Source organism: Caulobacter sp. GW821-FHT10A06, assembly GCF_059415805.1.
In genome coordinates, this window is record NZ_JBWKNY010000004.1 from 646,973 (window position 1) to 673,967 (window position 26,995).

At 67.9% G+C, this 26,995-nt stretch carries 28 protein-coding genes and 1 pseudogene; 7 read left to right on the forward strand and 22 right to left on the reverse strand.

The features are described 5' to 3' along the window. Nucleotides 1-3 precede the first annotated feature (3 nt). Complete coding sequence (locus tag AC07NF_RS14660) at nt 4-1,290, forward strand: metal-dependent hydrolase family protein (protein ID WP_494626969.1); 1,287 nt, start codon at nt 4-6, stop codon at nt 1,288-1,290. Between the two features lie 9 nt (nt 1,291-1,299). Here AC07NF_RS14660 and AC07NF_RS14665 read toward each other — a convergent pair. The 6 genes and pseudogenes from AC07NF_RS14665 to AC07NF_RS14690 all read right to left on the reverse strand — a co-directional run. After that, a pseudogene (locus AC07NF_RS14665) lies at nt 1,300-1,415 on the reverse strand (hypothetical protein); the annotation flags it as partial. Nucleotides 1,416-1,421: 6 nt separating this feature from the next. Next, nucleotides 1,422-2,429, reverse strand: a complete 1,008-nt coding sequence (lpxK, locus tag AC07NF_RS14670) for a tetraacyldisaccharide 4'-kinase (RefSeq protein WP_494626971.1) — start codon at nt 2,427-2,429, stop codon at nt 1,422-1,424. After that, nucleotides 2,426-3,685: a 3-deoxy-D-manno-octulosonic acid transferase gene (locus tag AC07NF_RS14675; protein ID WP_494627579.1), complete on the reverse strand. Its 1,260-nt coding sequence runs from the start codon at nt 3,683-3,685 to the stop codon at nt 2,426-2,428. Before AC07NF_RS14675 ends, lpxK begins: the two co-directional genes overlap by 4 nt. After that, complete coding sequence (locus AC07NF_RS14680; RefSeq protein ID WP_494626973.1) at nt 3,655-4,659, reverse strand: cation diffusion facilitator family transporter; 1,005 nt, start codon at nt 4,657-4,659, stop codon at nt 3,655-3,657. Before AC07NF_RS14680 ends, AC07NF_RS14675 begins: the two co-directional genes overlap by 31 nt. A gap of 31 nt (nt 4,660-4,690) precedes the next feature. Further along, nucleotides 4,691-5,392, reverse strand: coding sequence for a lysophospholipid acyltransferase family protein (locus AC07NF_RS14685; RefSeq protein ID WP_494626975.1), 702 nt, complete (start codon nt 5,390-5,392; stop codon nt 4,691-4,693). After that, on the reverse strand, nt 5,389-7,194 hold the full coding sequence (locus AC07NF_RS14690; protein WP_494626977.1) for an ABC transporter ATP-binding protein: 1,806 nt from the start codon (nt 7,192-7,194) through the stop codon (nt 5,389-5,391). The genes AC07NF_RS14685 and AC07NF_RS14690 overlap by 4 nt, the downstream gene beginning before the upstream one ends. A gap of 144 nt (nt 7,195-7,338) precedes the next feature. Here AC07NF_RS14690 and AC07NF_RS14695 point away from each other — a divergent pair, with 144 nt between their 5' ends. Then, entirely contained in the window at nt 7,339-8,004 is a 666-nt protein-coding gene (locus AC07NF_RS14695) for a tyrosine-protein phosphatase (protein ID WP_291871968.1), read from the forward strand. 128 nt (nt 8,005-8,132) lie between these two features. Here the strand turns inward: AC07NF_RS14695 and AC07NF_RS14700 are convergent, their stop codons facing one another. From AC07NF_RS14700 to obgE, 9 genes are all read right to left on the reverse strand, one after another. Further along, a complete protein-coding gene (locus tag AC07NF_RS14700; protein WP_492102113.1) occupies nt 8,133-8,366 on the reverse strand; it encodes a DUF4170 domain-containing protein in 234 nt (77 codons plus the stop codon). Nucleotides 8,367-8,386: 20 nt separating this feature from the next. Next, nucleotides 8,387-9,166 carry a 3'(2'),5'-bisphosphate nucleotidase CysQ gene (locus AC07NF_RS14705; protein ID WP_494626980.1) on the reverse strand — a complete coding sequence of 260 codons (780 nt, stop codon included), beginning with the start codon at nt 9,164-9,166 and terminating at the stop codon, nt 8,387-8,389. After that, the gene (locus AC07NF_RS14710; RefSeq protein ID WP_494626982.1) at nt 9,163-10,494 is read right to left on the reverse strand and encodes a TldD/PmbA family protein; all 1,332 of its coding nucleotides are present in this window, start codon (nt 10,492-10,494) and stop codon (nt 9,163-9,165) included. Before AC07NF_RS14710 ends, AC07NF_RS14705 begins: the two co-directional genes overlap by 4 nt. Before the next feature lie 39 nt (nt 10,495-10,533). Further along, the gene (locus AC07NF_RS14715; RefSeq protein WP_492815646.1) at nt 10,534-10,935 is read right to left on the reverse strand and encodes an MAPEG family protein; all 402 of its coding nucleotides are present in this window, start codon (nt 10,933-10,935) and stop codon (nt 10,534-10,536) included. An 83-nt stretch (nt 10,936-11,018) separates the two neighbouring features. Then, entirely contained in the window at nt 11,019-12,848 is a 1,830-nt protein-coding gene (locus AC07NF_RS14720) for a M14 family metallopeptidase (protein WP_494626990.1), read from the reverse strand. A 43-nt stretch (nt 12,849-12,891) separates the two neighbouring features. Beyond that, a complete protein-coding gene (locus AC07NF_RS14725) occupies nt 12,892-13,458 on the reverse strand; it encodes a hypothetical protein (protein ID WP_494626992.1) in 567 nt (188 codons plus the stop codon). A 46-nt stretch (nt 13,459-13,504) separates the two neighbouring features. After that, nucleotides 13,505-15,034 carry a UbiD family decarboxylase gene (locus AC07NF_RS14730; protein ID WP_494626995.1) on the reverse strand — a complete coding sequence of 510 codons (1,530 nt, stop codon included), beginning with the start codon at nt 15,032-15,034 and terminating at the stop codon, nt 13,505-13,507. Nucleotides 15,035-15,047: 13 nt separating this feature from the next. Further along, nucleotides 15,048-16,178 carry a glutamate 5-kinase gene (proB, locus tag AC07NF_RS14735; protein WP_494626998.1) on the reverse strand — a complete coding sequence of 377 codons (1,131 nt, stop codon included), beginning with the start codon at nt 16,176-16,178 and terminating at the stop codon, nt 15,048-15,050. After that, a complete protein-coding gene (gene obgE / locus AC07NF_RS14740) occupies nt 16,175-17,239 on the reverse strand; it encodes a GTPase ObgE (protein WP_492815641.1) in 1,065 nt (354 codons plus the stop codon). Before obgE ends, proB begins: the two co-directional genes overlap by 4 nt. Before the next feature lie 217 nt (nt 17,240-17,456). Here obgE and AC07NF_RS14745 point away from each other — a divergent pair, with 217 nt between their 5' ends. Beyond that, nucleotides 17,457-18,416, forward strand: coding sequence for a hypothetical protein (locus tag AC07NF_RS14745; protein WP_492815640.1), 960 nt, complete (start codon nt 17,457-17,459; stop codon nt 18,414-18,416). A 7-nt stretch (nt 18,417-18,423) separates the two neighbouring features. Here AC07NF_RS14745 and AC07NF_RS14750 read toward each other — a convergent pair whose 3' ends face one another. The 3 genes from AC07NF_RS14750 to rplU all read right to left on the reverse strand — a co-directional run bounded on the left by AC07NF_RS14750 (nt 18,424) and on the right by rplU (nt 20,017). Beyond that, nucleotides 18,424-18,957 carry a GNAT family N-acetyltransferase gene (locus AC07NF_RS14750; RefSeq protein ID WP_494627001.1) on the reverse strand — a complete coding sequence of 178 codons (534 nt, stop codon included), beginning with the start codon at nt 18,955-18,957 and terminating at the stop codon, nt 18,424-18,426. Between the two features lie 189 nt (nt 18,958-19,146). Then, nucleotides 19,147-19,416, reverse strand: a complete 270-nt coding sequence (gene rpmA / locus AC07NF_RS14755; RefSeq protein WP_099581738.1) for a 50S ribosomal protein L27 — start codon at nt 19,414-19,416, stop codon at nt 19,147-19,149. A 31-nt stretch (nt 19,417-19,447) separates the two neighbouring features. After that, entirely contained in the window at nt 19,448-20,017 is a 570-nt protein-coding gene (gene rplU, locus AC07NF_RS14760) for a 50S ribosomal protein L21 (protein WP_492085020.1), read from the reverse strand. A 203-nt stretch (nt 20,018-20,220) separates the two neighbouring features. On the opposite strand from rplU, the gene AC07NF_RS14765 reads away from it, so the two are divergent. Together AC07NF_RS14765 and AC07NF_RS14770 are read left to right on the forward strand one after the other, a co-directional pair. Further along, a complete protein-coding gene (locus AC07NF_RS14765) occupies nt 20,221-20,850 on the forward strand; it encodes a hypothetical protein (protein ID WP_492815637.1) in 630 nt (209 codons plus the stop codon). Between the two features lie 40 nt (nt 20,851-20,890). After that, on the forward strand, nt 20,891-22,015 hold the full coding sequence (locus tag AC07NF_RS14770) for a CobW family GTP-binding protein (RefSeq protein ID WP_494627005.1): 1,125 nt from the start codon (nt 20,891-20,893) through the stop codon (nt 22,013-22,015). Nucleotides 22,016-22,266: 251 nt separating this feature from the next. Here AC07NF_RS14770 and AC07NF_RS14775 read toward each other — a convergent pair whose 3' ends face one another. Then, on the reverse strand, nt 22,267-22,713 hold the full coding sequence (locus AC07NF_RS14775) for a biopolymer transporter ExbD (protein ID WP_492815635.1): 447 nt from the start codon (nt 22,711-22,713) through the stop codon (nt 22,267-22,269). A gap of 262 nt (nt 22,714-22,975) precedes the next feature. On the opposite strand from AC07NF_RS14775, the gene AC07NF_RS14780 reads away from it, so the two are divergent. After that, a complete protein-coding gene (locus AC07NF_RS14780) occupies nt 22,976-23,995 on the forward strand; it encodes a WD40 repeat domain-containing protein (RefSeq protein WP_494627008.1) in 1,020 nt (339 codons plus the stop codon). On the opposite strand, the gene AC07NF_RS14785 is transcribed toward AC07NF_RS14780, so the two are convergent. Beyond that, on the reverse strand, nt 23,967-24,659 hold the full coding sequence (locus AC07NF_RS14785; RefSeq protein WP_494627010.1) for a nitroreductase: 693 nt from the start codon (nt 24,657-24,659) through the stop codon (nt 23,967-23,969). The genes AC07NF_RS14780 and AC07NF_RS14785 overlap by 29 nt on opposite strands. Nucleotides 24,660-24,766: 107 nt before the next feature. Between AC07NF_RS14785 and mtgA the strand changes: the two genes are divergently transcribed. Continuing rightward, on the forward strand, nt 24,767-25,444 hold the full coding sequence (gene mtgA, locus AC07NF_RS14790; protein WP_492815633.1) for a monofunctional biosynthetic peptidoglycan transglycosylase: 678 nt from the start codon (nt 24,767-24,769) through the stop codon (nt 25,442-25,444). Here the strand turns inward: mtgA and AC07NF_RS14795 are convergent. Next, the gene (locus AC07NF_RS14795) at nt 25,441-26,250 is read right to left on the reverse strand and encodes a VOC family protein (RefSeq protein WP_494627012.1); all 810 of its coding nucleotides are present in this window, start codon (nt 26,248-26,250) and stop codon (nt 25,441-25,443) included. The genes mtgA and AC07NF_RS14795 overlap by 4 nt on opposite strands. Then, complete coding sequence (locus AC07NF_RS14800) at nt 26,250-26,981, reverse strand: DUF899 domain-containing protein (RefSeq protein ID WP_494627014.1); 732 nt, start codon at nt 26,979-26,981, stop codon at nt 26,250-26,252. The genes AC07NF_RS14795 and AC07NF_RS14800 overlap by 1 nt, the downstream gene beginning before the upstream one ends. Nucleotides 26,982-26,995 lie beyond the last annotated feature (14 nt).

A 26,995-nucleotide genomic window follows, 5' to 3' on the forward strand; every position in this document is an offset into this window, starting at 1 on the left:
TACATGCGGAAACTGCTGTCGGGCGTCTGCGCCCTGGCTCTGGCCAGCGCGCTGAGCAGCGTCGCCTGCGCCGAAACCGTCTTCGTCCAGGCCGGTCGCCTGCTGGCCGATCCCGCCACGGGCAAGGTCGAGACGGCAAAGACCCTGGTGCTGGAGAACGGCAAGGTCGCGCGCATCGTCGACGGCTATGTCTCCGAGCCCGGCGGTAGGGTCGTGGACCTGAAGGACAGCTTCGTCCTGCCGGGTCTGATCGACAGCCATGTCCACCTGACCCACGAGCAGAACCCGAACGGCCGGCTGCAGGCCGTCACGCGGGGTCCGGCCGACGACGCCCTGGTCGGGGCCGGTTTCGCCCGCAAGACCCTGATGGCCGGCTTCACCACGGTCGCGGACCTGGGGGCCGACAACAAGGCCATCTTCGCCCTGCGCGAGGGCATCAAGCGCGGCGACGTGCCCGGCCCGCGTGTCCTCGCCGCCGGCTCGGCGGTGTCGGTCCATGGCGGCCATGGCGACGTCAACGGCTATAGCGAGGAGGTCATGCACGTGCTGCGGCCGACCTCGGTGTGCTCGGGCGCCGACGACTGCCGCCGCGCCGTGCGCGAGCAGGTCTGGCTGGGCGCCGACATCATCAAGATCACCGCCACGGGCGGGGTGCTGTCCAACACCGCCGCCGGCCTGAACCAGCAGTTCTCGGACGCCGAGCTGTCGGCCATCGTCGAGACCGCCCACCGCATGGGTCGCAAGGTCACCGCCCACGCCCACGGCGTCGACGGCATCAACAGCTTCTTGAAAGCGGGCGGCGACTCGATCGAGCACGGCACCTATCTGGACGCCGACAGCATCGCGGCCTTCAAGAAGAACGGCGCCTATCTGGTGCCGACCCTGATGGCCGGGGACTTCGTCTATCGGGTCGCCTCGGGGCCGAACAACTTTCTGACCCCCGCCCAGACCGCCAAGGCGCTGGACGCGGGTCCGAAGATGCTGGCCATGGCCCGCCGGGCGCATGAGGGCGGGGTCAAGATCGCGTTCGGCACAGACACCGGGGTCAGCGCCCACGGCGACAATGCCGGCGAGTTCGCGTTGCTGGTCAAGGCGGGGCTGACGCCGCTGGAGGCGATCCAGACGGCGACGGTCAATGCGGCCGACCACTTCTCGCTGTCGAGCGAGATCGGCAGCCTCACGGCCGGCAAGTCGGCGGACCTGATCGCGGTGAAGGGCGATCCGCTGAAGGACGTCACCGAGCTGCAGCGCGTGACGTCGGTGATCAAGGGCGGGGTGGTCTACAAGTAAGACTGAACAGATCCTCCCCCTAGCGGGGGAGGTGTCGACGAAGTCGACGGAGGGGGAGGAGGCCGGCTCGGCAGCACTTCCCCCTCCGGCCTTCGGCCGCCTCCCCCGCTAGGGGGAGGATCTTCGAGTATCTACAGCCCCACCTTCGCCAGCAGCTCCGCCAGCGCCGCTTCGTCGTCGAAGCGGGCGCGGACGGGCCACGGCGTGACCTTCTCGCGCCACTTGGCGGGCAGGCGCACCCAGTCCTTTTCGGTGGTGACCAGGCCGGCGTCATAGACCTTGGCGCGATCGGCCAGCATCTTCAGCGTGGCTTCGTCATATTCGCCGTGGTCGGGGAAGGGGGCGAAGTCGACCAGCTGGCAGCCGGCGGCGGTCAGGGCCTTCTCGACCTTCCAGGGCTTGCCGATGCCGGCGAAGCCGACCTGCGGGCCCTTGGGCACGGGAGCGGCGGCCTCGAGCCGCGCGACCAGCACCGGCATGTCGCCGAACTCGACCAGCAGGTCGAAGTCGGGCTGCTCCATGTCGACCGGCAGCAGCACGATCACTGCGTCGGCGCGGGAGAGACCCACCTTCAGCGGCTCGCGCATCGGGCCGGCGGGGAAGACCCGGCCGTCGCCGAACGGCCATTCGCCGCCGCGTGTCTCGCCGTCGACCACGACCAGGGACAGGGCTTTTTTGATGCTGGGGTTCTGGTGGCCGTCGTCCATGACGACAGCCTGGGCGCCCCGGCGCGTGGCGGTCTTGGCTCCGGCCACGCGGTCGACCGCCACCCACATCGGGAAGTCCTGGGCCAGCATCAGCGGCTCGTCGCCGACGTCCTTGGCGGTGTGGCGGGACGTGTCGACCTGGGTCGGCCCCTTCAGCTTGCCGCCATAGCCGCGCGACAGGCCGTGGGCGTTGACGCCGCGCTTGGTCAGGGTCAGCAGCAACTCGCGGACGATCGGGGTTTTGCCCGCGCCGCCCATGGTGACGTTGCCGACGCAGATCACCGGCGCGCCGACGATGGCCGGGGTGGTGCGGGCGATCCGGCGGCGGGTGGCGTCAGCCCAGATCCACGACAGCGGGGTCAAGAGGGCGCGGGTCAGCGGGGCCGGCCCGCCGTTCTTCACGTACCACCAGCGCGGCGTGCCGAGTTTCATGGGACCAGCTCGAGGATGCGGGACAGGCCGGCGCGGGCCTCAGCGTCGCGGGTGTCGACGAAGGTTCTAGCGCGGGCGGCGCGGGCCTTGGCAGCGGCGGGATCGGCGAGGTCGGCGGCGATCGTATCGCGCAGACCTTCGGGCGAAGTCATGACCATACCGCCGACGGCCTCCAGGCCCGCGAAGGCCGAAGCCCAGTTCTCGACGAACGGGCCGCTGATCGTGGGGCAGTCCAGCCGCGCGGCCTCCAGTGGATTGTGGCCGCCGATGTCAGGGACCAGGCTGCCGGCGATGACCGAGGTCCCGGCCAGGCGGAACCACAGACCCATCTCGCCCAGGGTGTCGGCGACGAGGATGTCGGCGCTGTCGGACGACTGGCTGCGCAGGACGGCGGAGAGGCCCCGCGCCTTGGCCAGCTCGACGATCGCCGGGCCGCGCTCGACATGGCGCGGGGCCAGGACGACCGGCGGGCGATCGGGCAGGGCGGCGATGGCGTCCAGGGCGATCTCGTCCTCGCCCGGATGGGTGCTGGCGATCAGCAGGGGCGGACGGCCAAAGCTGACGTCGCTGGCCATGGTCGGCAGTGGCGCTGCGCCGAACTTCAGGTCGGCCTCGCCGGCGACCTTGCCGCCCAGGGCCTCGATGCGCTCGTGAGCGCGGGCGTCCTGGGCCAGGATCAGGTCGAAGCCGGACAGCAGCTGGCGAGCGGCGTCGGGGCGCCTCTGCCAGCTGGCGAAGCTGCGGTCCGACAGCTTGGCCGAGACCAGGGCCAGGCGCGTTCCGGCGGCCTTGGCCTCCAGCAGGAGGTTAGGCCAAAGCTCGCTCTCTACGAACACGGCTAGGCTGGGCTTCCAGCGGCCGATGAAGCGCCGCGCCGCGCCGGGGGCGTCGACCGGGATGTACTGGTGGATCGCGCCGGCCGGCAGGCGCTTGGCCAGCAGGGCGGCCGAGGTGGTGGTGCCCGAGGTGACCAGCACCGTGACCTCCGGCCGCTCGGCCCGCAGGCGCTCGACCAGCGGCAGGATCGACAGGCTCTCGCCGACGCTGGCGCCGTGCAGCCACACCAGCGGGCCGTCGGGACGCGTGACCTCGGCGCGGGCGAGGCGCTCAGCCAGGCGCGCCGGGTCCTCCTTGCCCTCGCGGGCGCGGCCGGCCAGCAGGGCGGGGGCGATGGGTTCGAGAAGGCCCGTGGCGGCCCGGTAGAGGTTCAGGGCGCCGGGACGGATCACACGACGCCTTCGGGGGCCAGCGAGCAGTTGTGGGCGCCGTGGCTGGTCTCGACCTGGATGGTCACGTGGCCGATCTTGAAGCGGCTGGCCAGCTCGGCGCAGGCGTCGTGCAGGAACTGGTCGTGGTCCCCGTCCAGCGGACGGACGACGTGAGCGGTCAAGGCCGTCTCGGTCGTGCTCATCGCCCAGATGTGCAGGTCGTGGACCTCGCTGACGCCCGGACGGGCCGCCAGCCACTCGCGGACCTTGCCCGGATCGATGCCGCGCGGCGCGGCGTCCAGGGCCATGTCCAGCGAGTCGCGCAGCAGGCCCCAGGTGCCCAGCACGATGACGACGACGATGGCGAGGCTGACCACGGGGTCGATCCACAGCCAGCTGGTGAGGCCCATGGCCAGAGCCGCGACCACCACGCCGGCCGAGACGGCGGCGTCGGCGGCCATGTGCAGGAAGGCGCCGCGGACGTTCAGGTCGTCCTCCGCGCCTTTCATGAACATCAGGGCCGTGGCGGTGTTGATGGCGATGCCGATGGCGGCGACGATCATCACCGGGCCGGTCTGGACGGGCTCGGGCGCGCCGAAGCGGCGGACGGCCTCCCAGGCGATGGCCCCGACGGCCAGCAGCAGCAGGGCGGCATTGGCCAGCGAGGCCAGGATGGTGCCCTTGCGCAGGCCATAGGTGCGGCGGGCGCTGGGGGCGCGCTTGGCCAGCACGGCCGCGCCCCAGGCCAGCAGCAGGCCCAGAACGTCCGACAGATTGTGGCCGGCGTCGGCCAGCAGGGCCAGCGAATGGGTGATCAGGCCGGCGCCGGCCTCGACCAGCACGAAGCCCAGGTTCAGCGCCACCCCGATCGCGAAGGCGCGGCCGAAGTCCTTGGGCGCGTGATGGTGATGGCCGCCGGGGCCGTGGCTGTGTCCGTGGTGGTGGCCGTGACCGTGCGCGTGGTCATGATCGTGGTGATCATGGTCGTGCTTGTGGTCGTGTCCGTGAGCGTCGTGAGCCATGGGTCCTACATCCCACCAAGGGCGGGCCGGATCAATCTTCGACCAGTTGTTCGGCGCGGCGGGTGACAGCCGAGAGGCGGTCGGCCCATTCCTCGGCCAGCTGATCGGGATCATCGCCGCGTCCGGCGCCGGTCGGACCGTCCCAGACCATGGCGGCCTTGGCGAAGGGCAGGGGGACCATGGTGTTGTCCCAGGAGCCTAGGCGGATGCAGGGCTTGGCGGCCAGGCCGACGAAGATCACCGGCGCGCCGGTGACACGGGCCAGGGAGGGCGTGCCCTTCTCCATATGCTCGGCCGGGCCGCGCGGGCCGTCGGGGGTGATGGCGACGCCGCCGCCCTCCTTGACCCACTTGACCATGTCGCGGAAGGCCTGCTCGCCGTGCTTGTTCTTGGCCAGGTCGGTCTTCTTGGCCGAGGAGCCGCGGATGGCCGGGAAGCCCAGCTTCTCGACCGTGCGGGCGATGAACTCGCCGTCGTTGGAGCGCGAGATCAGGGCGCGCATGTCCTGGCGTTGGCTGAGATCCTGCGGCCAGCTGAGCGGCGACATCGGGATGCGCGAGTGCCAGAAACACAGGATCGCGCCGGCGCCGGTCTCGCGGCCTTGAGCCCAGACTTGTTCGGCCTGCTGCGCGCCCTCGACGGTCATGCGCAGGGTGCGGAACACCAGCTTGGAATAGCCGGCGAAGATCGAGGACAGCAGCCAGATCACGAACGGCGAACGCAACGGTCTCAAGCTTGCGACTCCGGCACGTGATCGAGGTCCTGGGCCTTGGCGAGACGGCTATAGAGGCCGCCGGCGCGGGCCAGTTCGGCGTGGGTTCCGGTCTCGACGACGCGGCCCTTGTCGATGACGTAGATGCGGTCGGCGTTCTTCACGGTCGACAGGCGGTGAGCGATCAGGATCGTCGCGCGGCCGGCCATCAGGCGCTCCAGGGCCGCCTGGACCTGGGCCTCGCTCTCGGTGTCCAGGGCGCTTGTCGCCTCGTCCAGCAGCAGGATCGGGGCGTCCTTGAGGAAGGCGCGGGCGATGGCGATGCGCTGGCGCTGACCGCCCGACAGGCGCGCGCCGGCCTCGCCGACGGCGGTGTCGTAGCCCTCGGGCAGCTCCAGGATGAAGTCGTGGGCGGCGGCCTGACGCGCGGCGGCTTCGATCTCCAGCTGGCTGGCGCCGGGGCGGGCATAGGCGATGTTGGCGCGGATGCTGTCGTCGAACAGGAAGGGCTCCTGGGTGACCAGGGCGATGCGATCGCGCAAGCTGGCCAGGGTCACCGAACGAACGTCGTGGCCGTCGATGGTCACCGCCCCGCCGTTCACGTCGTAGAAGCGCGGGATCAGGTTCAGGATCGAACTCTTGCCGCCGCCCGAGGGACCGACCAGGGCCACGGTTTCGCCCTTGCTGGCCGTGAGCGACACGTCCGACAGGGCCGGGATCTCGGCGCCGTACGAGAAGGTGACGTTGGTGAGGGCGATGGCGCTGTCGCTGGCCGGCAGGGCCTTGGCGTCGGCGGGGTCGACGATGGTCGGGGCCACGTCCAGGGCCTCGAACAGGCGGCGGGCGGCGGTCAGGCCCTCGGCGAACACGGTCTGCAGGTTGGCGACCTGACGCAGCGACTGAGCGGCGATACCCAGCAGGATCACGAACTTCAGGAAGCCGCCGGGCGTGATCGGCGGCAGGGTCAGGGGGCCGACGACCAGCGTCCCGGTGATAGCGCGCCAGCCGGCATAGGCGAAGACGGCCGCGATCACGAGCTGTGAGAAGAGCTCGGTGGCCGGGGCGGCCATGGCGCGGGCGTTGCTGCCCTTGATCAGGTGGCGCTGGCGGCGCTCGACCACGGCGGCGACGCGGCCTTCCTCATAGGCCTCGCGGTTCTCCATCTTGACGATCTTGACCCCGTCCAGGCTCTCCATGATCGCCGTCGAGAGGTTGGAGGTCTCGCCCATGGCGCCCTTGGCGGCCTTGGTCGTGCGCTTGGAGAAGTGGCGGATGACGCCATTGACGCCCGGCACGATGATCAGCACCCCGGCCGCCAGGATCGGGTCGGCGCCGAGCAAGGCCCAAAGGGTGATGACGACGGTCAGGGCTTCGCGGACATAGTTGATCACGCCGGTGGTCGCCGCCTCGCGGATCAGGCCGGCGTCGTAGAGCACCGAGGCGACGTACGAGCCTGAATGGGCGCCGCGCAGGCGGGCCAGGTCGGCGCGGATCAGGCGGCCGAACAGGCGGGTCTGCATGTCGCCGACGACGCCGTTGCCGATGCGGTTGATCAGGCTGGCCTGGATGACCTGGAACACCCCGCGCGCCACGGCCAGGGCCGCGATGGTCAGCGGCACCCAGATCAGGGCGCCGGGCTGGGGATGGGCGATCAGCTTGTCGACGGCCGGCTCGACATACTCGCCCAGCATCACGGTCAGGCGGGCGACGATCACCGCGCTGATCATCGAGACCAGGAAGCCCTTCCAGCGGGGCTTCAGGAACTCGCGCCACATCCGGCCCATCAGGGCGCGGTTCGAGGGCTGGTTGTCCGGCGAGGTCATGCGGGAGGGGTCGGATTTCGTGCGAGGACTGTCAATGACTTGCGGGACGCACTTACGCGGAAAAGCGACGCCATGAGGGCGGGTTTTGCCTTTCGAGCGGCTTGCCCTTACCTAGGCGCGGAATTTCCGAAGGATCGCGCCCTCTTGGCCAAGTTCGACCTCGTCACGCCCTGGGGCCGGTTCAAGACCTATCTCCACTATCTGTGGAACGACCACGCCTATCTGCGGCTGGGTTTCTCGAACGCCCACTGGATCAGCCCCGAGATGGTCCGCGCCAACCAGCCCTGGCCGTTCCAGCTGGCCTGGTGGAAGAAGCGCGGCATCAAGACGATCGTGAACCTGCGCGGCGGGTTCGACGGCAGCTTCTACGCGCTGGAGAAGGACGCCTGCGAGCGCCTGGGCCTGAATTTCGTCGACTTCACGATTACCTCGCGAGAGGTGCCGATCCGCGAGCGGGTGCGGGGCGCGAAGGAGCTGTTCGAGACGATCGAATATCCGGCCCTGATGCACTGCAAGTCGGGCGCGGACCGGGCCGGGATCATGAGCGTGTTCTATGCCCACTACCGCCTGGGCCTGCCGATCCGCGAGGCGGTGGAGCAGCTGTCGCCGCGCTACCTGCACATCAAGCACGGCAATACCGGCGTGCTGGACTACGTGTTCGAGCAATATCTGGAGGTCGGCGAACCCAAGGGGCTGACGTTCAGCGAGTGGGTCGAGAGCGACGACTACAATCCCGTCGAGATGAAGAAGACCTTCCGGGCGAACATGCTGGGGAAGGTGCTGACGGATAAGATCCTGCGGCGGGAGTAGGCCGACTAGATGCTCCCCCGTGATACGGGGGAGCTGTCGCGAAGCGACTGAGGGGGCGAGCTGGACATATGCCGCGTTAGCCCCCTCCGGCCCTCTGGGCCACCTCCCCCGCTTGCGGGGGAGGATCTTTAGCCTTCGCTCGGATCCAGCAGCTTGTGCGCGTGGATGATGAAGTAGCGCGCATGCGCGTTGTCCACCGTCGCCTGGGCCTTGGCCTTCCAGGCCTTGTGGGCGTCTTCGTAGCTGGGATAGGCGCCGACGAACTCGACCTTGGACAGATCCCGGAATTCGATCCCGGCGACATCCTTCAGTTCGCCACCGACCACGATATGAAGAAGCTGCTTATCGACCATTTGAAGCATGTTCCTGCGAGGAATTATGTTTATGGCAGCTCGATATGCCCGACGCGTGACAGGATCAATGGCGCCAGCGTCCGATTTGCGCAAACCAGGCTCGGAACCAGCGGAACGGGGCGATTATAGGCGAAATCGCGACCTTTGTGGTCGCTGAGCCAGGCGCCGGCGCGGCGGCAGATGAGGTCGGCGGCGGCCAGGTCCCACTCGCTCTTGGGCGATAGGGCCACAGCGGCGTCGAAGGTCCCTGCGGCCACCAGGCACATGCGATAGGCGATGGAGTTGCGGCTCTCGATGCGCATTTCCGGCCAGGGCTCGCGCCAGGCCGGGTGGGCGAACATCTTGGCGTCGCCCAGCATCGCCGCGCCGAAGAGCTCGTTCGTGGCGCTGGGGGCGATGGGCTGGCCGTTCAGCGTCGCCGGACCATCGATGGTGGCGGCGTAGGTCTCGTTCAGTGCCGGAGCGTGGACGACGCTGGCGATCGGCTGGCCATTCTCCACGACCGCGATCGAGACCGCGAACCACGGCTTGTTCTTCATGAAGGCCACGGTGCCGTCGATCGGGTCGACGACGAACTGCCGGCGGGTGGTCAGGCGGGCCGGGTCGTCGGCGGTCTCCTCCGACAGCCAGCCATAGTCGGGCCGCTCGGCGGTCAACTCGGTCTTCAGCAGGGTGTCGACGGCCAGGTCGGCGTCGGTGACCGGCGAGCCGCCCTCCTTGGACCAGATCTTCAAGCCGCTCTCACGGGCCGAGAGCGCCAGCTCGCCGGCTTCCTTGGCGGCTTGAAGGATCAGGTCCAGGTCGTTCATTTGCCCGCGATCGCCAGGGCGTCGACCAGGATCGACGGACTGTTGCTGGCGCCCCGGAATTCCAGGTCCGAGCCGGGGATCAGGCGGGCATAGATGTCGATCAGGTTGCCGGCGACGGTGATCTCGGTGACCGGGCCGGTGCTTTCGCCGTTCTCGAACCAGACGCCCGAGCAGCCCACCGACCAGTCGCCGGTATTGCCGTTCAGCGAGGGGCCGAACATCGAGGTGACCAAGAGGCCCGTGCCCGCGTCCTTCATCAGGCCCGCCAGGTCCTGGGCGCCCGGCTGGAGCGTCAGGTTATGGGTCGAGACGCCCGAGGGACCCGCCAGGCCGCGCGAGGCGTGGCCGGTGGTCACCAGGCCCAGCTGCTTGGCCGAACTGGTGTTGAGCAGCCAGGTGGTCAGCACGCCGTCGTCGATCAGGCTGCGGACTTGCGTGGCCACACCCTCGTCGTCGAACGGGGCCGAGCCCAGGCCGCGCACCCGGTGCGGGTCCTCGGTCAGGTTGACGCCCTGGGCGAAGATCTGTTGGCCTAGCTTGTCCTTCAGGAACGAAGTCCCGCGGGCGATCGACGGACCCGAGATCGCGCCCAGCAGCGGGCCGATCAGGCTCATGGCCAGGCGGTTCTCGAAGATCACCGGGGCGGTGGTCGAGGCGATCTTGCGTGGGTTGAGGCGCGCCACAGCCTGGCGGCCGGCCTCCATGCCGATGTCGCCGGCGGCCGGCAGGTCGCCGAAGTGGCGGGTCGAGCGGCCTTCGCCGCCGCGCTCCATGCCCGCGCCCTCGCCGGCGATGGCCGAGGCCGACACCGAGTGGCCGGTGGCCGCGTGCGTGCCGTGGAAGCCGGCGGTGGTGACCAGCGACCAGCTGGACGAACTCCAGCTGGCCGAGCCGCCGTCGGTATTGGTGACGCCCTGGACCTCGCGGGCGTGCGCCTCGGCGATCCGGGCCTGGGTCTCCAGGGCTTCGGCCGAGGGCTCATAGGAGTCGATCAGGTCGAGGTCTGGGTAGGGACCCTTGGCCAGGCGATCGTGCTGGGCCAGGCTGGCGTAAGGATCTTCCGGGGCCAGGCGGGCCATGGCCACGGCGCGCTCGATCAGCTTGGCGCGAGCCTCGGCCGAGACGTCGGAGCCGGAGACCGTGGCGCTGCGCTGGCCGATGAAGACGCGCAGGCCCAGGTCGCGGGCCTCTTCGCGCTCGACCTCTTCCAGCTCGCCCAGGCGAACCGAGACCGAGAGGGATTGGCGCTCGGCGAAGACAGCTTCGGCCGCGTCGGCCCCGGCCTTGCGCGCGGCGGCGACCACGTCATGCAGCAGATTATCGTCCATGTCGGTCTTATGGACGAGGCCGGCCTAGGCCGGCAAGCGCTACCCGATGGCCGACAGCAGCAGCGCGACCCCCGCGAAGATGTAGGCGAGCCAGGTGGCGACCATGCCGATCGAACGGCCGATCGACGCGCCGCCGTTGGTGGACAGGCCGAAGGCGTGGATCGCGCGGCCGGCGAACAGCACCAAGCCGACGACATGGACCGTCAGCGGCGAGGCGCCGGCCACGGCCAGCACGGCCAGCGACGCGACGCCGGTCGGGACATATTCCGTGGCGTTGCCGAAGGCGCGGATGGCGCGGGCCAGCTCCGGGATGCCTTCGTCGCCCAGCGCCACCTTGTGCTTCTGGCGCAGACGCACCACCAGCAACGACAGGATCAGCAGCAGGAACAGGTGCAGGCCGGCCCAAAGCGCGGCCGCGTGACCCGAAGCAATCGTATCCATTCACTCAAACCCTAGTACGCCGCCCGCCCCCGAGCGTGGGCGCTATATGAGACTTTCCGACCACGGTCGGCAAGCCGACCCGCCTATCGCGCGATTTCGCGGGCGATCGGGTAGAGCAGATGATGGTCGTCGTAGAAGGGCGTGCGCTTGTAGAACCAGGCCAGGCGCGCGTCGGGATCGGCGGCGAACTTGGGCTCGGCGGCCAGCTTGGCCTCGAACTCGGCCTTCAGCGCCGGATCGGCGGCCAGCATCTTCTCGGCCAGCGGGGCGATGGCGTAGGGTTCGATATATTCGACCCGGCTGAGCACCTCCGGGACCATGCCCCAGGCGAAGAAGCTCTCGCTGGACTGCGGCTCCAGCAGCAGCACGATCAGATCGCCCAACGGCTGATCGGTCGGCACGCGCACCGAGCCCTTGGGGAAGGTCCAGGCGCGGCTCTCGGTCGTGACCTTGTCGACGCTGATCTGGACGTGGCCCTCGTTGGCGCGGGTCGCCAGCTTGGGGTCGACCAGGCGGATCATCTCGACCTGGACGCTCTTGTCGGCCGGCAGGGTCTCCAGCGTCACGCCGTGCAACTTCAGCCGCTCGATCAGGTCGGCGCGGTAGCTCGGCACATAGTAGGCGACGGGGCGCTTGAGGCTGAGCGTCGAGTGCGAGCCGTAGAAGGGCGTCTTCCAGATCTCCGGATCGGCCTCGCCCAGCCAGCGCACTTCCTTCCGGCCCGAGGCGGGGCTGTCGTAGGTTTCGTACTTGATGCCCTTGAAGTCGCGCATATAGGCCGGCTTGTCGTCGCCGACGAAGTTGGCCAGCACCTCGGTGGGACGCAGGGCGCTGTCGGACGCGATGGCGCCGCGCAGGTCGCCGCCCTTGTCGGCCAAGAGCTTCAGGGCCGTCTCGATGAAGACATAGGTGCCGAGCACGCGCTGGGCGTGGGGCTTCAAGCTATGGTTCTCGATCAGGATGGTCGGGACGTGAGCCGCTGCGCCCCAGCCGTTCGAGAAGCGCTCGCCGAGGCCGCCGTCGTTGAAACCGGCCTTGGGATTGTGCTCGTCGATGCCGAATACCAGCTCGCCCGGAATGTGGCCCTCGGCCTCCAGGTTCTTGTTCATGGTCGGCTTGAGAACGTCGTCCAGCCACTTGGCGATGGCCGGCGAGCGGTTCCACACGCCGTTCTCGCCGTTGAAGCCGTAGGTGACGTCGTACTGGTAATCCATGCCGTCGGTCACGTGGACGTCGACATAGAGATCGGCCCGATACTTGGCCTGCAGGCGCTTCAGGGCCTGCATCTCCGGCTGGTCCAGCTTCATGAAGTCGCGGTTGAGGTTCTGGTTGGTGGCGGTGTTGCGCCAGCCCTGGATGCGCGGCCCGCGCTGGTTGGGGCGCGAATAGGGGCCCGAGCGCTCGTGGCCGTCGACCGACAGGATCGGGATCAGGACCAGATTGACCTTGTCGAGCAGCTTGTCCTTGCCGTGGAACGCCATGTCCCGCAGCAGCATCATGCCGGCGTCCTTGCCGTCGATCTCGCCGGGGTGGATGCCGCACTGGACCAGCAGCAGGGGCTTCTTCGGATCCAGCTTGTCGCCGTCCTTGGAGGCGATGACGGCGAAGATCTCGCGGCCCTGCGGCGAGACGCCGAAGTCCTCGACCCGGATCAGCTTGGACGCCTTGTCCAGCCGGTCGAACCAGGCGCGGGTGTCGACATAGGTCGGCGAGAAGTCGTGGTCGGCGTCGGCCTCGAACGGCGTCACCCACGGATCGGACTTGTCGCGGATCAGGGCCTGGCTGGCGCCCTGCCAGTGCGGGGCGGGCGGCAGGAAGGCTTGGTCCCAGGGAGCCTTGGACGACGGGGTCTGCGACATGGCGGGGGCTCCCAGGGCAAGCAGGGCGGAGGCGATGATCAGCGAGCGGCGCATGCCGCTGTCGTCGCCGTTCCGCGCGTCCCTGGCAAGGGGGCGCCTAGAAGGTCAGCATCACCACCAGGAAGATCGCGTTCAACACCGAGAGCATGACCAGATTGGCAATGCGGTTTCGGACGACCAACAGCGCGACCATCAGCAGGTAGAAGGCCAGGAACAGCGTGACATGCAGGCCCATCCAGCGGGTGTGCAGGGTCTCGGTGAAGCCCTTGACCAGCGCGGTGGTGACCTCGAACCCCAGCAGGCTGCCGGCCAGAAGGCCGCCGATCAGGATGCGCTTGTGCTGGTCGTAATAGGCGTTGAGATCGGGCCATTCGGCGAAATCGTCCGGCGCCGCCAGGGCCGCGATCATGTAGTAGAGCCCGGCGGCCGAGACGCTGACGGCCACCAACTTGAGGCTCAGGTCGGCCAGCCCCATCAGTCGCGAGGCGCTGTTGATGAGGCTGCACAGGTCCAGCAGGATCAGCTGCATCAACAGGGGCGTGAGCAGGCCCACGCGTACGTCCGACCGTTTCCGGACGATCCGCACCGCAGACGACATGAGCTTCGCGATCGCCAGCGCCAGCAGCGCGCCATAGGCGCCGAAGTAGATCTCGATCGCGTCCATCAGGCCCCCGGAACCGACGCTCCCCCGAGCGCCGACTCAGGCGACGCTACTTCCAGATCGGCGTTCCGTCGCCCGGCAAACCCAGCCGCGCCCACTTTTCGGTGACGGCTTCCACCACCGATTGATCCATGCGGATCTCCTCGCCCCATTCGCGCTTGGTCTCGGGCGGCCACTTGTCGGTGGCGTCGAGGCCGATCTTGGAGCCGAGGCCGCTCTCGGGGCTGGCGAAGTCCAGATAGTCGATGGGGGTATGCTCGATCACCGTGATGTCCCGGGCGGGATCCATCTTGGTGCTGATCGCCCACATCACGTCCTTCCAGTCGCGGGCGTTGATGTCGTGGTCCACGACGATCACCCACTTGGTGTACATGAACTGGCGCAGATAGCTCCAGACGCCCAGCATCACGCGCTTGGCGTGGCCGGGATAGGCCTTCTTCATCGACACCACGGCGATGCGGTAGCTGCAGCCCTCGGGCGGCAGCCAGAAGTCGACGATCTCGGGGAACTGCTGACGGATCAGCGGAATGAACACCTCGTTCAGCGCCTCGCCCAGCACCGAGGGCTCGTCCGGCGGCCGGCCGGTGAAGGTGGTGAGATAGATCGGGTCCTTGCGCATGGTGATCGCCGTCACCTGGAAGACCGGGAACTTCTCGACGCTGTTGTAGTAGCCGGTGTGGTCGCCGTACGGACCCTCGTCCTCGAACTCGTCGAGCAGGACGTGGCCCTCGATGACGATCTCGGCATGGGCCGGGACCATCAGCGGCACGGTCTTGGCGGGCACCAGGTCGACCTTGGCCCCGCGCAGCAGGCCGGCGAACTGGTATTCCGACAGGGTGTCGGGCACTGGCGTCACGGCCGCCAGGATGGTGCCGGGATCGGCCCCCAGCACGGCGCAGGCGGGCAGGGGATCCTTGTTGCCGGCCTTCTTGTGGCGGGCGTAGTGCTGGGCCCCGCCGCGGTGGGCCAGCCAGCGCATGATGCACTTGTCCTTACCGAGGACCTGCATGCGGTAGATGCCGAGGTTGAAGTCGTCTTCGCGGTCCTTGCCGGGACCCTTGGTGACGACCAGCGGCCAGGTGATCAGCGGCGCGGGCTCGCCCGGCCAGCAGGTCTGGACCGGCAGCTTGGTGAGGTCGATGTCGTCGCCTGTGAGCACGACTTCTTGCACCGGCGCCTTCTTCACCGTTCCGGGGCGCATGCTCATGACCGTCTTGGCCAGGGGCAGCATGTCGAGGGCGTCTTTCAGGCCCTTGGGCGGCTGGGGTTGGCGCAGGAAGGCCAGCAGCTCGCCGACCTCGCGCAGCTCGCCCGCCGTCTCGCGCGGTTCGCCACCGAGCGTCACGCCCATGGCCACGCGCTTGACCGTGCCGAACAGGTTGGCCAGGGCCGGCATTGACGAGCGCGAGCCGTCGGGCAGCAGCACATGCTCGAACAACACGGCCGGGCCGCCGGTGGCCAGCAGGCGGGTCTGGATCTCGGTCATTTCCAGCACGCTGGAGACCGGCTCGGTGACGCGCACCAGCTCGCCCTTGGCTTCCAGGACGTCGATGAATTCGCGCAAGGAACGGTAGGCCATGGATACTCTCGAACTAGGTCGCGACGGCCAGGTCGTCGGCGTGGATCATCGGGCCTTCGGTGAAGCCCAGCTCGGCCTCGATGGCGTCGGAGCGCAGGCCGGCGATGCGGTGGGCGTCGCCGCTGTCGTAGCGGACGAGGCCTCGAGCGACTTCGCGGCCGGTCTCGTCGCGGACGCGGACGGCGTCGCCCTTCTCGAACGGCCCCTCGATGGCGCGCACACCGGCCGACAGCAGGCTTTTGCCGGACGCGAGCGCCTTGGCGGCGCCGGCGTCGACCGTCACCCAGCCCTGCGGGGCCAGCGAGCCGGCGATCCAGGCCTTGTAGGCGGCGGCGGGCGAGGCGTTGGCCTCGATCAGCGTGGCCTTCTCGCCGTCGGCGATGGCGGCCAGCGGACGCGGGCGCGAGCCCAGGGTGATCAGGGTGGCGCAGCCGGCGGCGCGGGCGATGCGGGCGGCGGCGATCTTGGTGGCCATGCCGCCGGTGCCGACCCCGGCCGCGGCATTGGCGCCTTCGGCCATGCCGGCGATCTCGGCGGTGATTTCGCTGACCAGCGGGATGTGCTGGGCGTTGGGGTTCTTGCGCGGATCGGCGGTATAGAGGCCGTCGATGTCCGATAGCAGCACCAGCAAGTCGGCGCCGGCCATCTGGGCCACGCGGGCGGCCAGGCGGTCGTTGTCGCCGTAGCGGATCTCTTCGGTGACGACCGTGTCGTTCTCGTTGACGACCGGCACCACGCCCAGACCCATCAGGGTCTCGGTGGTGGCGCGGGCGTTCAGCCAGCGGCGGCGCATCTCGGTGTCGTCGCGGGTCAGCAGGATCTGGGCGACGCCGACGCCGTGCGGCTCAAACGCCTCTTCCCAGGCATGCATCAAGAGGCTCTGACCGGCGGCCGCGGCGGCCTGCTTTTCCGGCAGGGTGGTCTTGCGGCCGACCAGGCCCAGGCGACGGCGGCCCAGGGCGACGGCGCCCGACGAGACCACCAGCACCTGCTTGCCGGCGTCACGCAGGGCTGCGGCGTCGGCGCAGAAGGCCTCCAGCCAGGCGCGATTGGCGCGGCCCGTCTCGGCGTCGACCAGCAAGGCCGAACCGACCTTGAAGACGATACGGCGGGCGTTACCAAACGCCCCGGCGGCCTGGCTCACGGCGTCCAGCCCCCGGGGGTCTCGTCGATGTGGTCCTCGTCCTCGGCGATCTCTTCCTCGAGGTCGCCGCGACGGATGCGCACCTGGCGATAGGCCGCGCGCAGCAGTTCGGTGACGCCCTGGCCCGAGACGCCCGACACCAGGCGCGGCTTGACGCCGGCCACGGCTTCCAGCTCGGCGATCTTTTCGGCGAGGGTCTCTTCGTCCAGGGCGTCGATCTTGTTCAGCGCCAGGATCTCGGACTTGTCGGCCAGCTCGTCGCCATAGGCTTCCAGCTCGCCCCGGATCGTGGTCCAGGCGCCGGCGATGTCGTCCTGCGTGGCGTCGACCAGGTGGATCAGCACCGCCGAGCGCTCGACGTGGCCCAGGAAGCGGGTGCCGAGGCCCGCGCCTTCCGACGCGCCCTCGATCAAGCCGGGGATGTCGGCCAGCACGAAACGCTCGCTGCTGGACAGGTCCACGACGCCCAGGTTCGGGGTCAGGGTGGTGAAGGGATAGTCGGCGATCTTGGGCTTGGCGGCGCTGGCGGCGGCCAGGAAGGTCGACTTGCCCGCATTGGGCAGGCCGACCAGGCCGACGTCGGCGATCAGCTTCAGCCGCATCCAGATCCAGCGTTCTTCGCCTTCCTGGCCGGGATTGGCGTATTTCGGCGCCTGGTTCACGGGGCCCTTGAAGTGCAGGTTGCCCCAGCCGCCGTTGCCGCCCTTGGCCAGCAGCAGGCGCGCGCCCGCGTGGTCCAGGTCGGCGATCAGGGTTTCCTTGTCCTCTTCGAGGATCTCGGTGCCCACCGGAACCTTCAGCAGCACGTCGTCGCCGGCGGCGCCGTGACGCGCGCGGCCCATGCCGTGCACGCCCGTGCCGGCCTTGAAGTGCTGCTGGTAGCGGTAGTCGATCAGAGTGTTAAGGCCTTCGACGGCCTCGATCCACACGTCGCCGCCGCGACCGCCGTCGCCGCCGTCCGGGCCGCCGTACTCGATGTACTTCTCGCGGCGGAACGACACCGACCCGCCGCCGCCGTTACCCGAGCGGATGTAGATCTTGCATTGGTCCAAGAATTTCATGGCGCTCTTTAGTCCCAAGGCGTCCCGCGCGTCGAGCCAAAACGGCCTCACATCCTTACGTTACGGCAAGCACACCGATCTTTCGAACTGTGACGCTTGGCCGCGAATAAAAGCGTGACCGCTGTTCGTCGTCGTGACGAAATGTTAAAACACAGAGTGCGACAAAGTGTCTTGGCAGCGTAACCGTCGTTTCTCTCGACGGAGTGGGAGGCTGACCTTGGCTACGGCAGAAGACAGCAAGGCGATACTGGCGGGGGATCTGCGCGATTTGTCGACGCAGGAGCTTCACCGTAAGTATAGCGCCGAGGCCTCGGTCCACCGCAACATGTTGATCGCGCGGGGAACGGGCATCGCGCCGCAGTGGCGCGACTTCAAGACGTTCGTCGCCGAGGTCGGGGTCAAGCCGTCCAGCGAGCACACCCTGGTCCTGCTGAATCGCTACGAGCGCACCTACGGTCCGGGCCGAGCCCGCTGGATGACCGCCGAGGAACAGGCCGCTCACGAGATCGAATTCGACCGCCTGCGCGCGGAAAAGCAGCGTGAAGAACAGCTGCTGATGCACCAGGCCGCCGCCACCAAGCGCGCCAGCGCCCCGAACGCGCCGTCGTTTGGCCAGTTCACGCCGATGGCCGGCAAGCACGTGGCCTTCACCGACGTCGCCAAGAAGCTGGCCATTCCGGTCGCGGCCTTGTCCAAGACCATGCCGGCCGGCACCAGCGCCGATGAACTGGTCAAGCGTTCGGCCGTCGTCAACGAGCTGATCAATGACCAGGCCACCTGGCTGCCGCCGGATCCGGCCCGCAAGGCCGGCTTCTTCGAGGCCTATCGCATCTGGCACCTGCAGGTGCAGCCGCAGTTTGGCCGCGCCGCCACCCCGACCTTCCTGTTCCTCTACATCGCCCTGCCGGTCATGAAGCAGTGCCGCGACGAGCTGATGGACCTGGACCTGTGGAACCCGCTGGGCCAGCGGGCCATGGCCGCCCGTGACGGCCACGTGTCCTGGAAGAAGTACACCGAGTTCATGCCGCGAGCGCAGGTCGCGCTGATGGAGATCCCCATCTACGCCACGTACTCGCTGCTGAGCGATCTGGACGCCCTGTGCGAGCGGATCGTCGTCGCCGAAAAGCGCTTCCGCGAAGGTCCGCAGAAGGTGATCCACACGCACCGGGCGGCTTAAGCCCGGTTCAGGCCAACCACACCATCATTCGCGTCGCCGCCGGTTCGCCGCGGGCGATCGACGGCTTGTGCTCGACGACGCCGGTGTACAGGAAGCCGGCCTTGACCAGCACGCGGCCGGAAGCGTCGTTGTCGGCGAAGTGGCCGGCGGTGACGTAGCGCTTCTTCCAGCGTTCGCGCGCCCAGCTCAGCGCGCCTCGGGTCGCCTCGGTCGCATAGCCTTGGCCCCAGTAGGGCCGGCCGATCCAGTAGCCCAGCTCGACCTGGCCCTCGGCGGTCGTGAACAGCCCGACCACCCCGATCAGGCCTTCGCCCTCCAGCGCGATGGCGAAGGTGTTGTCGCGCGAGCGATCCTGCGTGCCGCAGCGGGCCACGAAATCCTCGGCGTGATCGCGGGTATAGGGCGAGGGCATGCGCGTGGTCATGCGCGCGACGTCACGATCGACGCAGAAGGCCGCCACGCGCTCGACGTCGGCCTTGGCCGGCACGCGCAGCGTCAGCCGCTGGGTGTCGATGACGGGTCTTTCTTCGATGACGCACATCGGCGCCTCCCAGAGTTTCCGGCTCCTCTTGCTCGGGAACCGTGACGCCGCCATGGCAAAGCTCGTTCAGGATGGCGGCGAGACAAAACAAAAGCGGGGAGCCCGGCGTTCCGGACTCCCCGCTAGAGATCGTCTGTCCGGATCGTCTTCTGAGTAAGAAGCACGACCCGAATGAACTCTGGTTCGTGCTTACTCGGCCGGTTGAGCGGCCGGAGTCACCGTCACGTACGTGCGGTCATGCTTCTTGGTCACGAAGCCCACAGCGCCTTGCACGAGGGCAAAGAGGGTGTGGTCCTTGCCGATGCCGACGTTGGCGCCCGGATAGAACTTCGTACCGCGTTGACGCACGAGGATGTTGCCAGCGAGAACCTTCTCGCCGCCGAACTTCTTCACGCCAAGGCGCTTCGACTCTGAGTCGCGACCGTTGCTGGACGAGCCGCCTGATTTCTTGTGAGCCATCTTGCTCTCCTACCTTTAGAAGGCGTCGCCCTTAGGCTTCGCCTTCCTCCGTGGTGGCGGCGGCCTTCTTAGGGGCGGCCTTCTTCTTCGGGGCGGCTTCGGCGGCCGGCTCGACGGCGGCGTCAGCAGCCTTCGGAGCCTTGGCGGCCTTCTTCGGAGCGGCCGGAGCAGCTTCCGAAGCGGTCGGGATCGTCGCCGGAACGGCGGCGTCGCCGAGGCCACGAGCGCGAGCGTTCAGGATCACCTTCGGGGTCAGGTCGATAGCGCCTTCCCACTTGGCTTCCAGGCCAGCGCCGACGACCGACGTGACGCGCACGACGGATTCGAATTGGCGGTGACCGCGGGTGCGGCGATAGCCCTGGCGACGGATCTTCTTGAAGATCTTCACCTTCTCACCCTTGCGGGTTTCGAGCAGGGTCCCGGAGACGACAGCGCCGTCCACGGTAGGGGCGCCGACCGTCACGGCCTCGCCTTCGCCAAGCATCAGGACTTCACCGAAGGCCACGGCAGCGCCGGGTTCACCTTCGAGCTTTTCGACAACCAGCAGGTCGCCGGCTTGAACCCGGTACTGCTTGCCGCCGGTTTTGATCACCGCGTACATAGGTTAGCGCCTTAAAAACGTGCGTTCGCAAAATAGGGATCGCCCGCTCGGAAACCCGGCGGGCGAAGAGGGCGCGACTTATACAGCCGCAGGGCGGAGAGTCAACGCCGTCCCCGAGGATTCACCGGCCGTTGCGAAGGAAACACGACAAGATCGTCGGAACCCCCTGGGTTGTTACTTTATAACGCGCTATATGCCGTGACGTGAACTCGACCTTCTTCACTTCCATCGCCGTCACCGGCTTCGCGGTGGCCTTCCTGCACGCGGCCCTGCCGACGCACTGGCTGCCGTTCGTGCTGGTCGGTCGCGCCCAGAAATGGTCCACGGGCCGCACCCTGGGCGTCACCCTGCTGGCGGGCCTGGGCCATGTGGGCCTGACCATCGCCCTGGGCCTGGCCCTGGTCGTCGCCGGCCTGGCGCTGGAGCCCAAGCTGGGCGGCCTGTTCCACTGGGTGGTCGGCGGTCTGATGGTCGCCGTGGGTCTCTTCTATATAGCGCGAGGGCGCCACAACCACGCGCTGCCGGAAGCCAGCCGACGGACTTATGGTTCGGACCGTGCGGCGATCATCGCCCTGGTCACCCTGCTGACCCTGTCGCCCTGCGAGGCCTTCTTGCCCTACTACCTGGCCGGCATGCAGCACGGCTGGCAGGCCTTCCTGGTGCTGAGCGCGGTGCTGATGGCCGCCACCTCGGCCGGCATGCTGATCTTCACCAGCCTGTCGCTGGCCGGCTTCAAGCGCCTGGGCCTGCAGTGGGTCGAGCGTTACGAGGAGACCATCCTGGGCGGGGCCCTGGTCGTGGTCGGGCTGGCGGTGGCATTCTTCAAGACGTAAGCAGCTTTCACTCTGCGCCCTGGCCTCCTAAATAGCGGCCATGACCCAAGCCTCCTCGAAAATCCCCGTCACCGTGCTGACCGGCTATCTCGGCGCCGGCAAGACCACGCTGCTCAACCGCATCCTCACCGAGGAGCACGGCAAGAAGTACGCCGTGATCGTCAACGAGTTCGGCGAGGTCGGCATCGACAATGACCTGGTGGTCGGCGCGGACGAGGAAGTGTTCGAGATGAACAACGGCTGCGTCTGCTGCACGGTGCGCGGCGACCTGATCCGCGTCCTGCAGGGCCTGATGAAGCGCCATTCTAGCAAGGGGGGGCGCGGCTTCGACGCCATCATCGTCGAGACGACCGGCCTGGCCGACCCGGGCCCGGTGGCCCAGACCTTCTTCGTCGACGATGACGTGAAAGCCCGCACGGCGCTGGATTCGGTCACCGCCGTGGTCGACGCCAAGCACATCATGCTGCGCCTCTCCGACAGCAAGGAAGCCGTCGAGCAGATCGCCTTCGCCGACCAGATCGTGCTGAACAAGACCGACCTGGTCTCGGAAGACGACCTGCGCCACGTCGAGGCCCGTATCCGCCGCATCAATCCGCTGGCCCCGATCCACCGCGCCCAGCGCTCGAACGTTCCGCTGGACGCCATCCTGGGCAAGCACAGCTTCGACCTGGAGCGGATCACCGAGCTGGAGCCGTCGTTCCTGAACCCGGCCCACGGCGAGGCCGGCCATGTGCACGACGAGCACTGTGGCCATGACCACCATCATCACGACCATGACCACGACCACGTGCATGACGAGCACTGCGGTCATGACCATCACCACCATGATCACGGGCATGACCACGGCCACGCCAGCGCGATCCACGACGACGGCGTGAAGGGCATCTCCCTGACCCTGGACAAGCCGGTCGACGGCCAGAAGATCACCGCCTGGCTCAACGAACTGCTGGCCAAGCGCGGCCCCGACATCCTGCGCGCCAAGGGCATCATCGACGTGAAGGGCGAGAACAAGCGTCTCGTCTTCCAGGCCGTGCACATGATCCTGGAAGGCGATTTCCAGCGCGAGTGGACCGACAAGGACAAGCGCTACAGCCGCATGGTCTTCATCGGCCGAGACCTGGACGAAGCCGAACTGAAGGCCGGCTTCGAGGCGACGGCGGCTTAGGGAGGCGTCCATCTCCCTCTCCCCTTGTGGGAGAGGGTGGCCTCCGAAGGAGGTCGGGTGAGGGGTTGAAAACAGAAACCGCCGCGACCGGCCTTTCGGCTAGTCGCGGCGGTTTTCGTTTGTGCGACCCCTCATCCGTCGGCTGCGCCGACACCTTCTCCCGCAAGGGGAGAAGGAAAACTCCGGACAAACAAAAAGCCCCGGAACTTGCGTTCCGGGGCTTTCGTGTTTTTGGCTGTCGCCGAAGCTGCTTAGTGCAGGTCTTCGTTGATCAGGCCGACCTTGAACCAGCCCGCGGTCTGCAGTTGGTTGAGCACGCCCATGAAGTCGGCGTACAGCACGTCGGCGTCGGCGCGGATCATGACGCGTTGATCGTCCTTCGGGCCGGCTTGGCCGGTCGCGGCGAACTTGGCGTTCAGATCGGCTTCCAGGCCGTCGAGGCTGGTCTGCTTGTCGGCGATGAAGATCGCGCCCGACTTTTGGATCGAGATGAAGACCGGTTCCTTCGGCTTCTCGTTCGTCAGGTTCGGAACTGCCGGCGGCAGGTCGATCTTGATCGAAGTCACGGCCATCGGCACGGCGACCATGAAGATGATCAGCAGCACCAGCAGGATGTCCACGAAGGGCGTGACGTTGATTTCGGAATTCTGGCCCAGCGAATAACGGCCACCGCCGCCGCCAGCAAGTTTAGCCGCCATAGCCTGACTGTCTCCCAGAAGGTCGCGCCGCTCGGGGCGCGCCTGAAATGTCGTTACCTAGCCACGTCTGGCGCAGACGGGCGCGGAAGTAAAGCCCGACGACGCGCCGCAATGGCAACCCCTTTTCGAGTCTTTTTTGTCGAACGCCGTTCGAACAGGCGCCTTGCGGGGTTTGGCTTCGCGTGAGGCGCGAAACGCACCGGCAGGGCGGGCTTTCTGAAAGAGTCTGGTCGTCGGGGCCTGCGTGTCTTATCTCGCGCGCATGATCTTTTCTTTCGACGCCTTCGTCACCGACGCCCTGTTCGACCGCTCGGGCCGCGCCATGTTCGCCCTGGGCGACGGCACCGTCCGCCTCCAGACCGAGGACGGATTCGTCACGGTCGAGGCTCACGGCGGCGCTGTTCTGGCCGCCGCTGTGCACCCTAGCGGCGTCGGCATCGTCACCGGCGGCGACGACGGCAAGGTCGTCTGGAGCCGAATCGAAGGTGGCGAGGTCGTCGCCTCGCTGATCGCCGAGGTGAAGAACCGCTGGATCGAGCACGTGGCGACCAGCGCCGCCTCGGGCCTGATCGCTTTCACGGCCGGCAAGGAGGTCCATGTCCGCGACGCCGCCGACCCGGCCTTCACGCGGACCTTCGCGCACGAGAAGACGGTGTCGGGCCTGGCCTTCGAGCCCAAGGGCCGCCGCTTGGCCTCTGCCTCCTATGGCGGGGCCTATCTCTGGTACGCCCGCATCGCCGACCAGAAGCCGACTCTCTTGAAGTGGGCCGGCAGCCACATCGCTGCGACCTTCAGCCCGGACGGCAAGTTCCTGATCTCGTCGATGCAGGAGAACCAGCTGCACGGCTGGCGCCTGTCGGACGGCAAGGACATGCGGATGGGCGGCTACCCGTCCAAGATCAAGAGCGTGGCCTTCTTCGACAAGGGCAACCTCTTGACCACGGCCGGCGCCTCGGGCGCGGTCATCTGGCCGTTCGCCGGCGCCAACGGCCCGATGGGCAAGGAAGCCGCCGAGATCGGCTTCTCGCGCGATTCGATGGTCGTCCGCGTGGCGGGCATCGACCAGCATCCGGTGTGCTTCGCCGCCCAGGACAACGGCAAGATCTGGGCCGCGCACATGCGCAACGGCCGCATCGAGACCGTGAAGGCCGAGAAGGGCGCCTCGATCAGCGCCCTGTCGACCAGCGCCGACGGCAAGCGGCTGGCCTGGGGCGACGAAGACGGCGAGGCCGGCGTCATCGCGATCCCGGACATCAGCGGTCCCCGCGAGTTCGCCGGCTAGCTAGAGCCCCTTTCAGCTCGCCCCACTCCTCGAACGGGGCGCGCTGGGAGCGGAAATTGTTCACCGGCGCGGCCTCGTCGCGATAGCCCAGGGCCATGCCGGAGAACAGCATGTGGCCCTCGGGCAGGCCGACGTGGTCGTCGACGATCTTGTTGTAGTGCGACCAGAACTCCTGCGGGCAGGTGTCCAGGCCGCGCTCTATGGCCAGCAGCATGAAGGTCTGCATCAGCATGCCGACGTCGCTCCACTGCGGCGGGCCGCATCGGCGATCGATCGAGAAGAACAGCTGCACCGGCGCGCCGAAGCCCTGGCCGTTAGTCGAGAACCACTGCAGCCGCTGCAGCTTGTCCTCGCGCGGGATGCCCAGGGCGCCGTACATGTCCTCGCCGACCTGGAAGCGGCGGCTGCGCAGCGGCTCCCACAGGTTGGCCGGATAGACATCGTACTCGGTGGGGTCGGGCGCGGCGACGCGGGCCAGCATGGTGGCCTTCAGCTTTTCCAGCGGCTCGCCGGCCACCACCTGCACCCGCCAGGGCTGGAGATTGCCGCCGGACGGGGCGCGGGCGGCGGCTTCCAGGAGCTCGCGGACCAGCGCGCCGTCGACCGGATCGGGCTTGAAGGCGCGCACCGACATGCGGCGGTTGACGGCGTCGATCACGTCCATCGAAGGCTCCCTTAAACCCGTGTATCTATGCATCGCGACAGCGGCGCTGCGTCTGGTTAGCATCCGTCCGTCGCGTAAAGACAAGTAGGACTCTCGAGGGGCGTTTCGTGCGGCGGCTTCTGCGAAATATCGCGCTGGCTCTGTTCATCGTGCTGGTGGCCGGACCGGTGGTGACGGTGATTCTCTATCGTTTCGTCCCGCCGCCGGTGACGCCGCTGATGGTGATCCGGGCGGTCGAGGGCCGGGGCCTGGACCATCGCTGGCGCGGGATCGACAAGGTCGCCCCGGCCTTGCCGCGCGCCCTGATCGCGGCCGAGGATTCGCGCTTCTGCGAACACCACGGCTTCGACTTCAACGCCTTGCAGAAGGCCTATGCCAACAACGAGGCCGGCAAGAAGATCCGCGGCGGCTCGACCATCAGCCAGCAGACGGCCAAGAACGTCTTCCTCTGGCCGGGGCGCAGCTACATCCGCAAAGGCCTGGAGGCTTGGTTCACGGTGCTGATCGAGGTGCTGTGGGGCAAGGAGCGGATCATGGAGGTCTATCTGAACTCCATCGAGTTCGGCTCGGGCATCTATGGCGCCCAGGCCGCCGCCCAGCGCTATTTCGGCGTCGACGCCGACCAGCTCACCCAGGCCCAGGCCTCGCGCCTGGCGGCCATCCTGCCCAGCCCGCTGAAGTGGAAAGTGATCAAGCCCGGCAAGTACGTGGCCCGGCGGACCCAGAAGATCGGCAAGGCCTCGGGCGCGGTGCGTCGCACGGGCCTGGCCGAGTGCGTGGGCTAGCCGCGCATGCCCAGAAAGGCGAAGTAGCCGCCCTGCGGGTCCTTGGCGTTGACCACGAAAGCGCCGCCGGGGACTTCCATGGGGCCCATCAGGATCTCGCCGCCGTTGGCCTTCACCCGCTCGATTGCCGAGTCCACGCCATCGACGCCGAAGTAATAGAGCCAGTAGGGACCGTTCGGCAGGTCGGGATTGTTGAACAGGCCGGCGAACGCCTGGTCCAGGCCGACGGTCTGGTAGGTCCCCATCTCGCCCATGTCGACGGCGTCGTGCTTCTTCCAGCCGAACAGGCCGGCATAGACGTCGAAGGCCTTCTCCCAGTCGGTCGCGTGCAGCTCGGACCAGGCTAGCGAGCCCGGCGACATCGGCGCTGGGCGCGGCGGCGGCATGGCCGAGGTGTCCTTGAACAGCACGAACATCGCGCCCTGCGGGTCGGCGACCACCGCGAAGCGGCCGACATCGGGAATGTCCTGCGGGGCCTTGTGGACCTGGCCGCCGGCGGCCTCGACCTTCTTGGCGAAGGCGTCGACATCGTCGACGGCGATGTAGCCCAGCCAGCCGGGCGGCACGCCCTGCATCTCCAGCATGCCGCCGACGTGGATGTCGCCCGGGGCCTTGAAGATCGTGTACGGACCGGCCGGCCCAGACGACATCTCGGACGTCCAGCCGATGACCTTTTGATAGAAGTCGCCGGCCGCCTTGGTGTCGGTCGTGACCAGCTCGAACCAGCAGAAGTCGTTGGCCATCGGGAATTCCTTCAGCGTGGGGGAGGGCAGCGCCTCGACGAAGGCGCTCCAGGATCGGATCATCAGGCGGCGCCGCAGCAGCTGGACTTCGGGGCGGTCTCGTACTCGTCGTGGCGACGGATGAAGTCCATGTCGCCCTCCTCGTTGCGGCCCAGCGGCGCGCGATCGAGGATCATCATCGTGCCCAGCAGGTCCTCGGCCCCTCGGGCATAGGTCGAATAGGTGTGGAACACCTGGCCGGCCGCGTCGCGATAGAAGGCCGACAGGCCTGGCAGCTCATCGTTGGCCTGGGCGACGGGGATATCGACATAGCCGTAGTTCACCGTCTCACCGGCCAGTTCGTCCGGCGTGAACGAGACGCGGAAGTCGTGGTTGAAGTCGCTGCCGGCCGCCGACACCCACGGAAAACGCCAGCCCATCCGGCGCTTGTAGGCCGTGATCTTGTCCAGCGGCGCGCGCGAGGCGGCAATTAGGGTGACGTCGTGATTGTTGAGGTGCGGCAAGGTCCCATCCAGGTGATCGGCCAGGAACGAGCAGCCGGGACAGCCCGCTTCCCAGTCCGGCCCGAACATGAAGTGGTAGACCATCAACTGGCTGCGGCCGTCGAACAGCTGGGCCAGGGTCTTCTGCCCAGCGTCGGTGTCGAAGACGTAGTTCTTGGTCAGCTTGACCCAGGGCAGGGCCAGGCGCTCGCGGTTCAGGGCGTCCAGCGCGCGGGTGTGGGCCTTTTCCTTGGCCAGCAGGGCGCGGCGCGCTTGCAGCCACTCTTCCTGAGACACCACGGTGTGCGGCATCGCGTCCTCCGTAA

What these genes read in the sequence shown, in the direction of transcription:
- AC07NF_RS14660 (WP_494626969.1), top strand. Translation starts at nt 4, where the DNA reads ATGCGGAAACTGCTGTCGGGCGTCTGCGCCCTGGCTCTGGCCAGCGCG.
- lpxK (WP_494626971.1), bottom strand. Translation starts at nt 2,429, where the DNA reads ATGAAACTCGGCACGCCGCGCTGGTGGTACGTGAAGAACGGCGGGCCG.
- AC07NF_RS14680 (WP_494626973.1), bottom strand. Translation starts at nt 4,659, where the DNA reads ATGGCTCACGACGCTCACGGACACGACCACAAGCACGACCATGATCAC.
- AC07NF_RS14690 (WP_494626977.1), bottom strand. Translation starts at nt 7,194, where the DNA reads ATGACCTCGCCGGACAACCAGCCCTCGAACCGCGCCCTGATGGGCCGG.
- AC07NF_RS14700 (WP_492102113.1), bottom strand. Translation starts at nt 8,366, where the DNA reads ATGCTTCAAATGGTCGATAAGCAGCTTCTTCATATCGTGGTCGGTGGC.
- AC07NF_RS14705 (WP_494626980.1), bottom strand. Translation starts at nt 9,166, where the DNA reads ATGAACGACCTGGACCTGATCCTTCAAGCCGCCAAGGAAGCCGGCGAG.
- AC07NF_RS14710 (WP_494626982.1), bottom strand. Translation starts at nt 10,494, where the DNA reads ATGGACGATAATCTGCTGCATGACGTGGTCGCCGCCGCGCGCAAGGCC.
- AC07NF_RS14715 (WP_492815646.1), bottom strand. Translation starts at nt 10,935, where the DNA reads ATGGATACGATTGCTTCGGGTCACGCGGCCGCGCTTTGGGCCGGCCTG.
- AC07NF_RS14720 (WP_494626990.1), bottom strand. Translation starts at nt 12,848, where the DNA reads ATGCGCCGCTCGCTGATCATCGCCTCCGCCCTGCTTGCCCTGGGAGCC.
- AC07NF_RS14725 (WP_494626992.1), bottom strand. Translation starts at nt 13,458, where the DNA reads ATGGACGCGATCGAGATCTACTTCGGCGCCTATGGCGCGCTGCTGGCG.
- AC07NF_RS14730 (WP_494626995.1), bottom strand. Translation starts at nt 15,034, where the DNA reads ATGGCCTACCGTTCCTTGCGCGAATTCATCGACGTCCTGGAAGCCAAG.
- obgE (WP_492815641.1), bottom strand. Translation starts at nt 17,239, where the DNA reads ATGAAATTCTTGGACCAATGCAAGATCTACATCCGCTCGGGTAACGGC.
- AC07NF_RS14750 (WP_494627001.1), bottom strand. Translation starts at nt 18,957, where the DNA reads ATGTGCGTCATCGAAGAAAGACCCGTCATCGACACCCAGCGGCTGACG.
- rpmA (WP_099581738.1), bottom strand. Translation starts at nt 19,416, where the DNA reads ATGGCTCACAAGAAATCAGGCGGCTCGTCCAGCAACGGTCGCGACTCA.
- rplU (WP_492085020.1), bottom strand. Translation starts at nt 20,017, where the DNA reads ATGTACGCGGTGATCAAAACCGGCGGCAAGCAGTACCGGGTTCAAGCC.
- AC07NF_RS14770 (WP_494627005.1), top strand. Translation starts at nt 20,891, where the DNA reads ATGACCCAAGCCTCCTCGAAAATCCCCGTCACCGTGCTGACCGGCTAT.
- AC07NF_RS14775 (WP_492815635.1), bottom strand. Translation starts at nt 22,713, where the DNA reads ATGGCGGCTAAACTTGCTGGCGGCGGCGGTGGCCGTTATTCGCTGGGC.
- AC07NF_RS14780 (WP_494627008.1), top strand. Translation starts at nt 22,976, where the DNA reads ATGATCTTTTCTTTCGACGCCTTCGTCACCGACGCCCTGTTCGACCGC.
- AC07NF_RS14785 (WP_494627010.1), bottom strand. Translation starts at nt 24,659, where the DNA reads ATGGACGTGATCGACGCCGTCAACCGCCGCATGTCGGTGCGCGCCTTC.
- AC07NF_RS14795 (WP_494627012.1), bottom strand. Translation starts at nt 26,250, where the DNA reads ATGATCCGATCCTGGAGCGCCTTCGTCGAGGCGCTGCCCTCCCCCACG.
- AC07NF_RS14800 (WP_494627014.1), bottom strand. Translation starts at nt 26,981, where the DNA reads ATGCCGCACACCGTGGTGTCTCAGGAAGAGTGGCTGCAAGCGCGCCGC.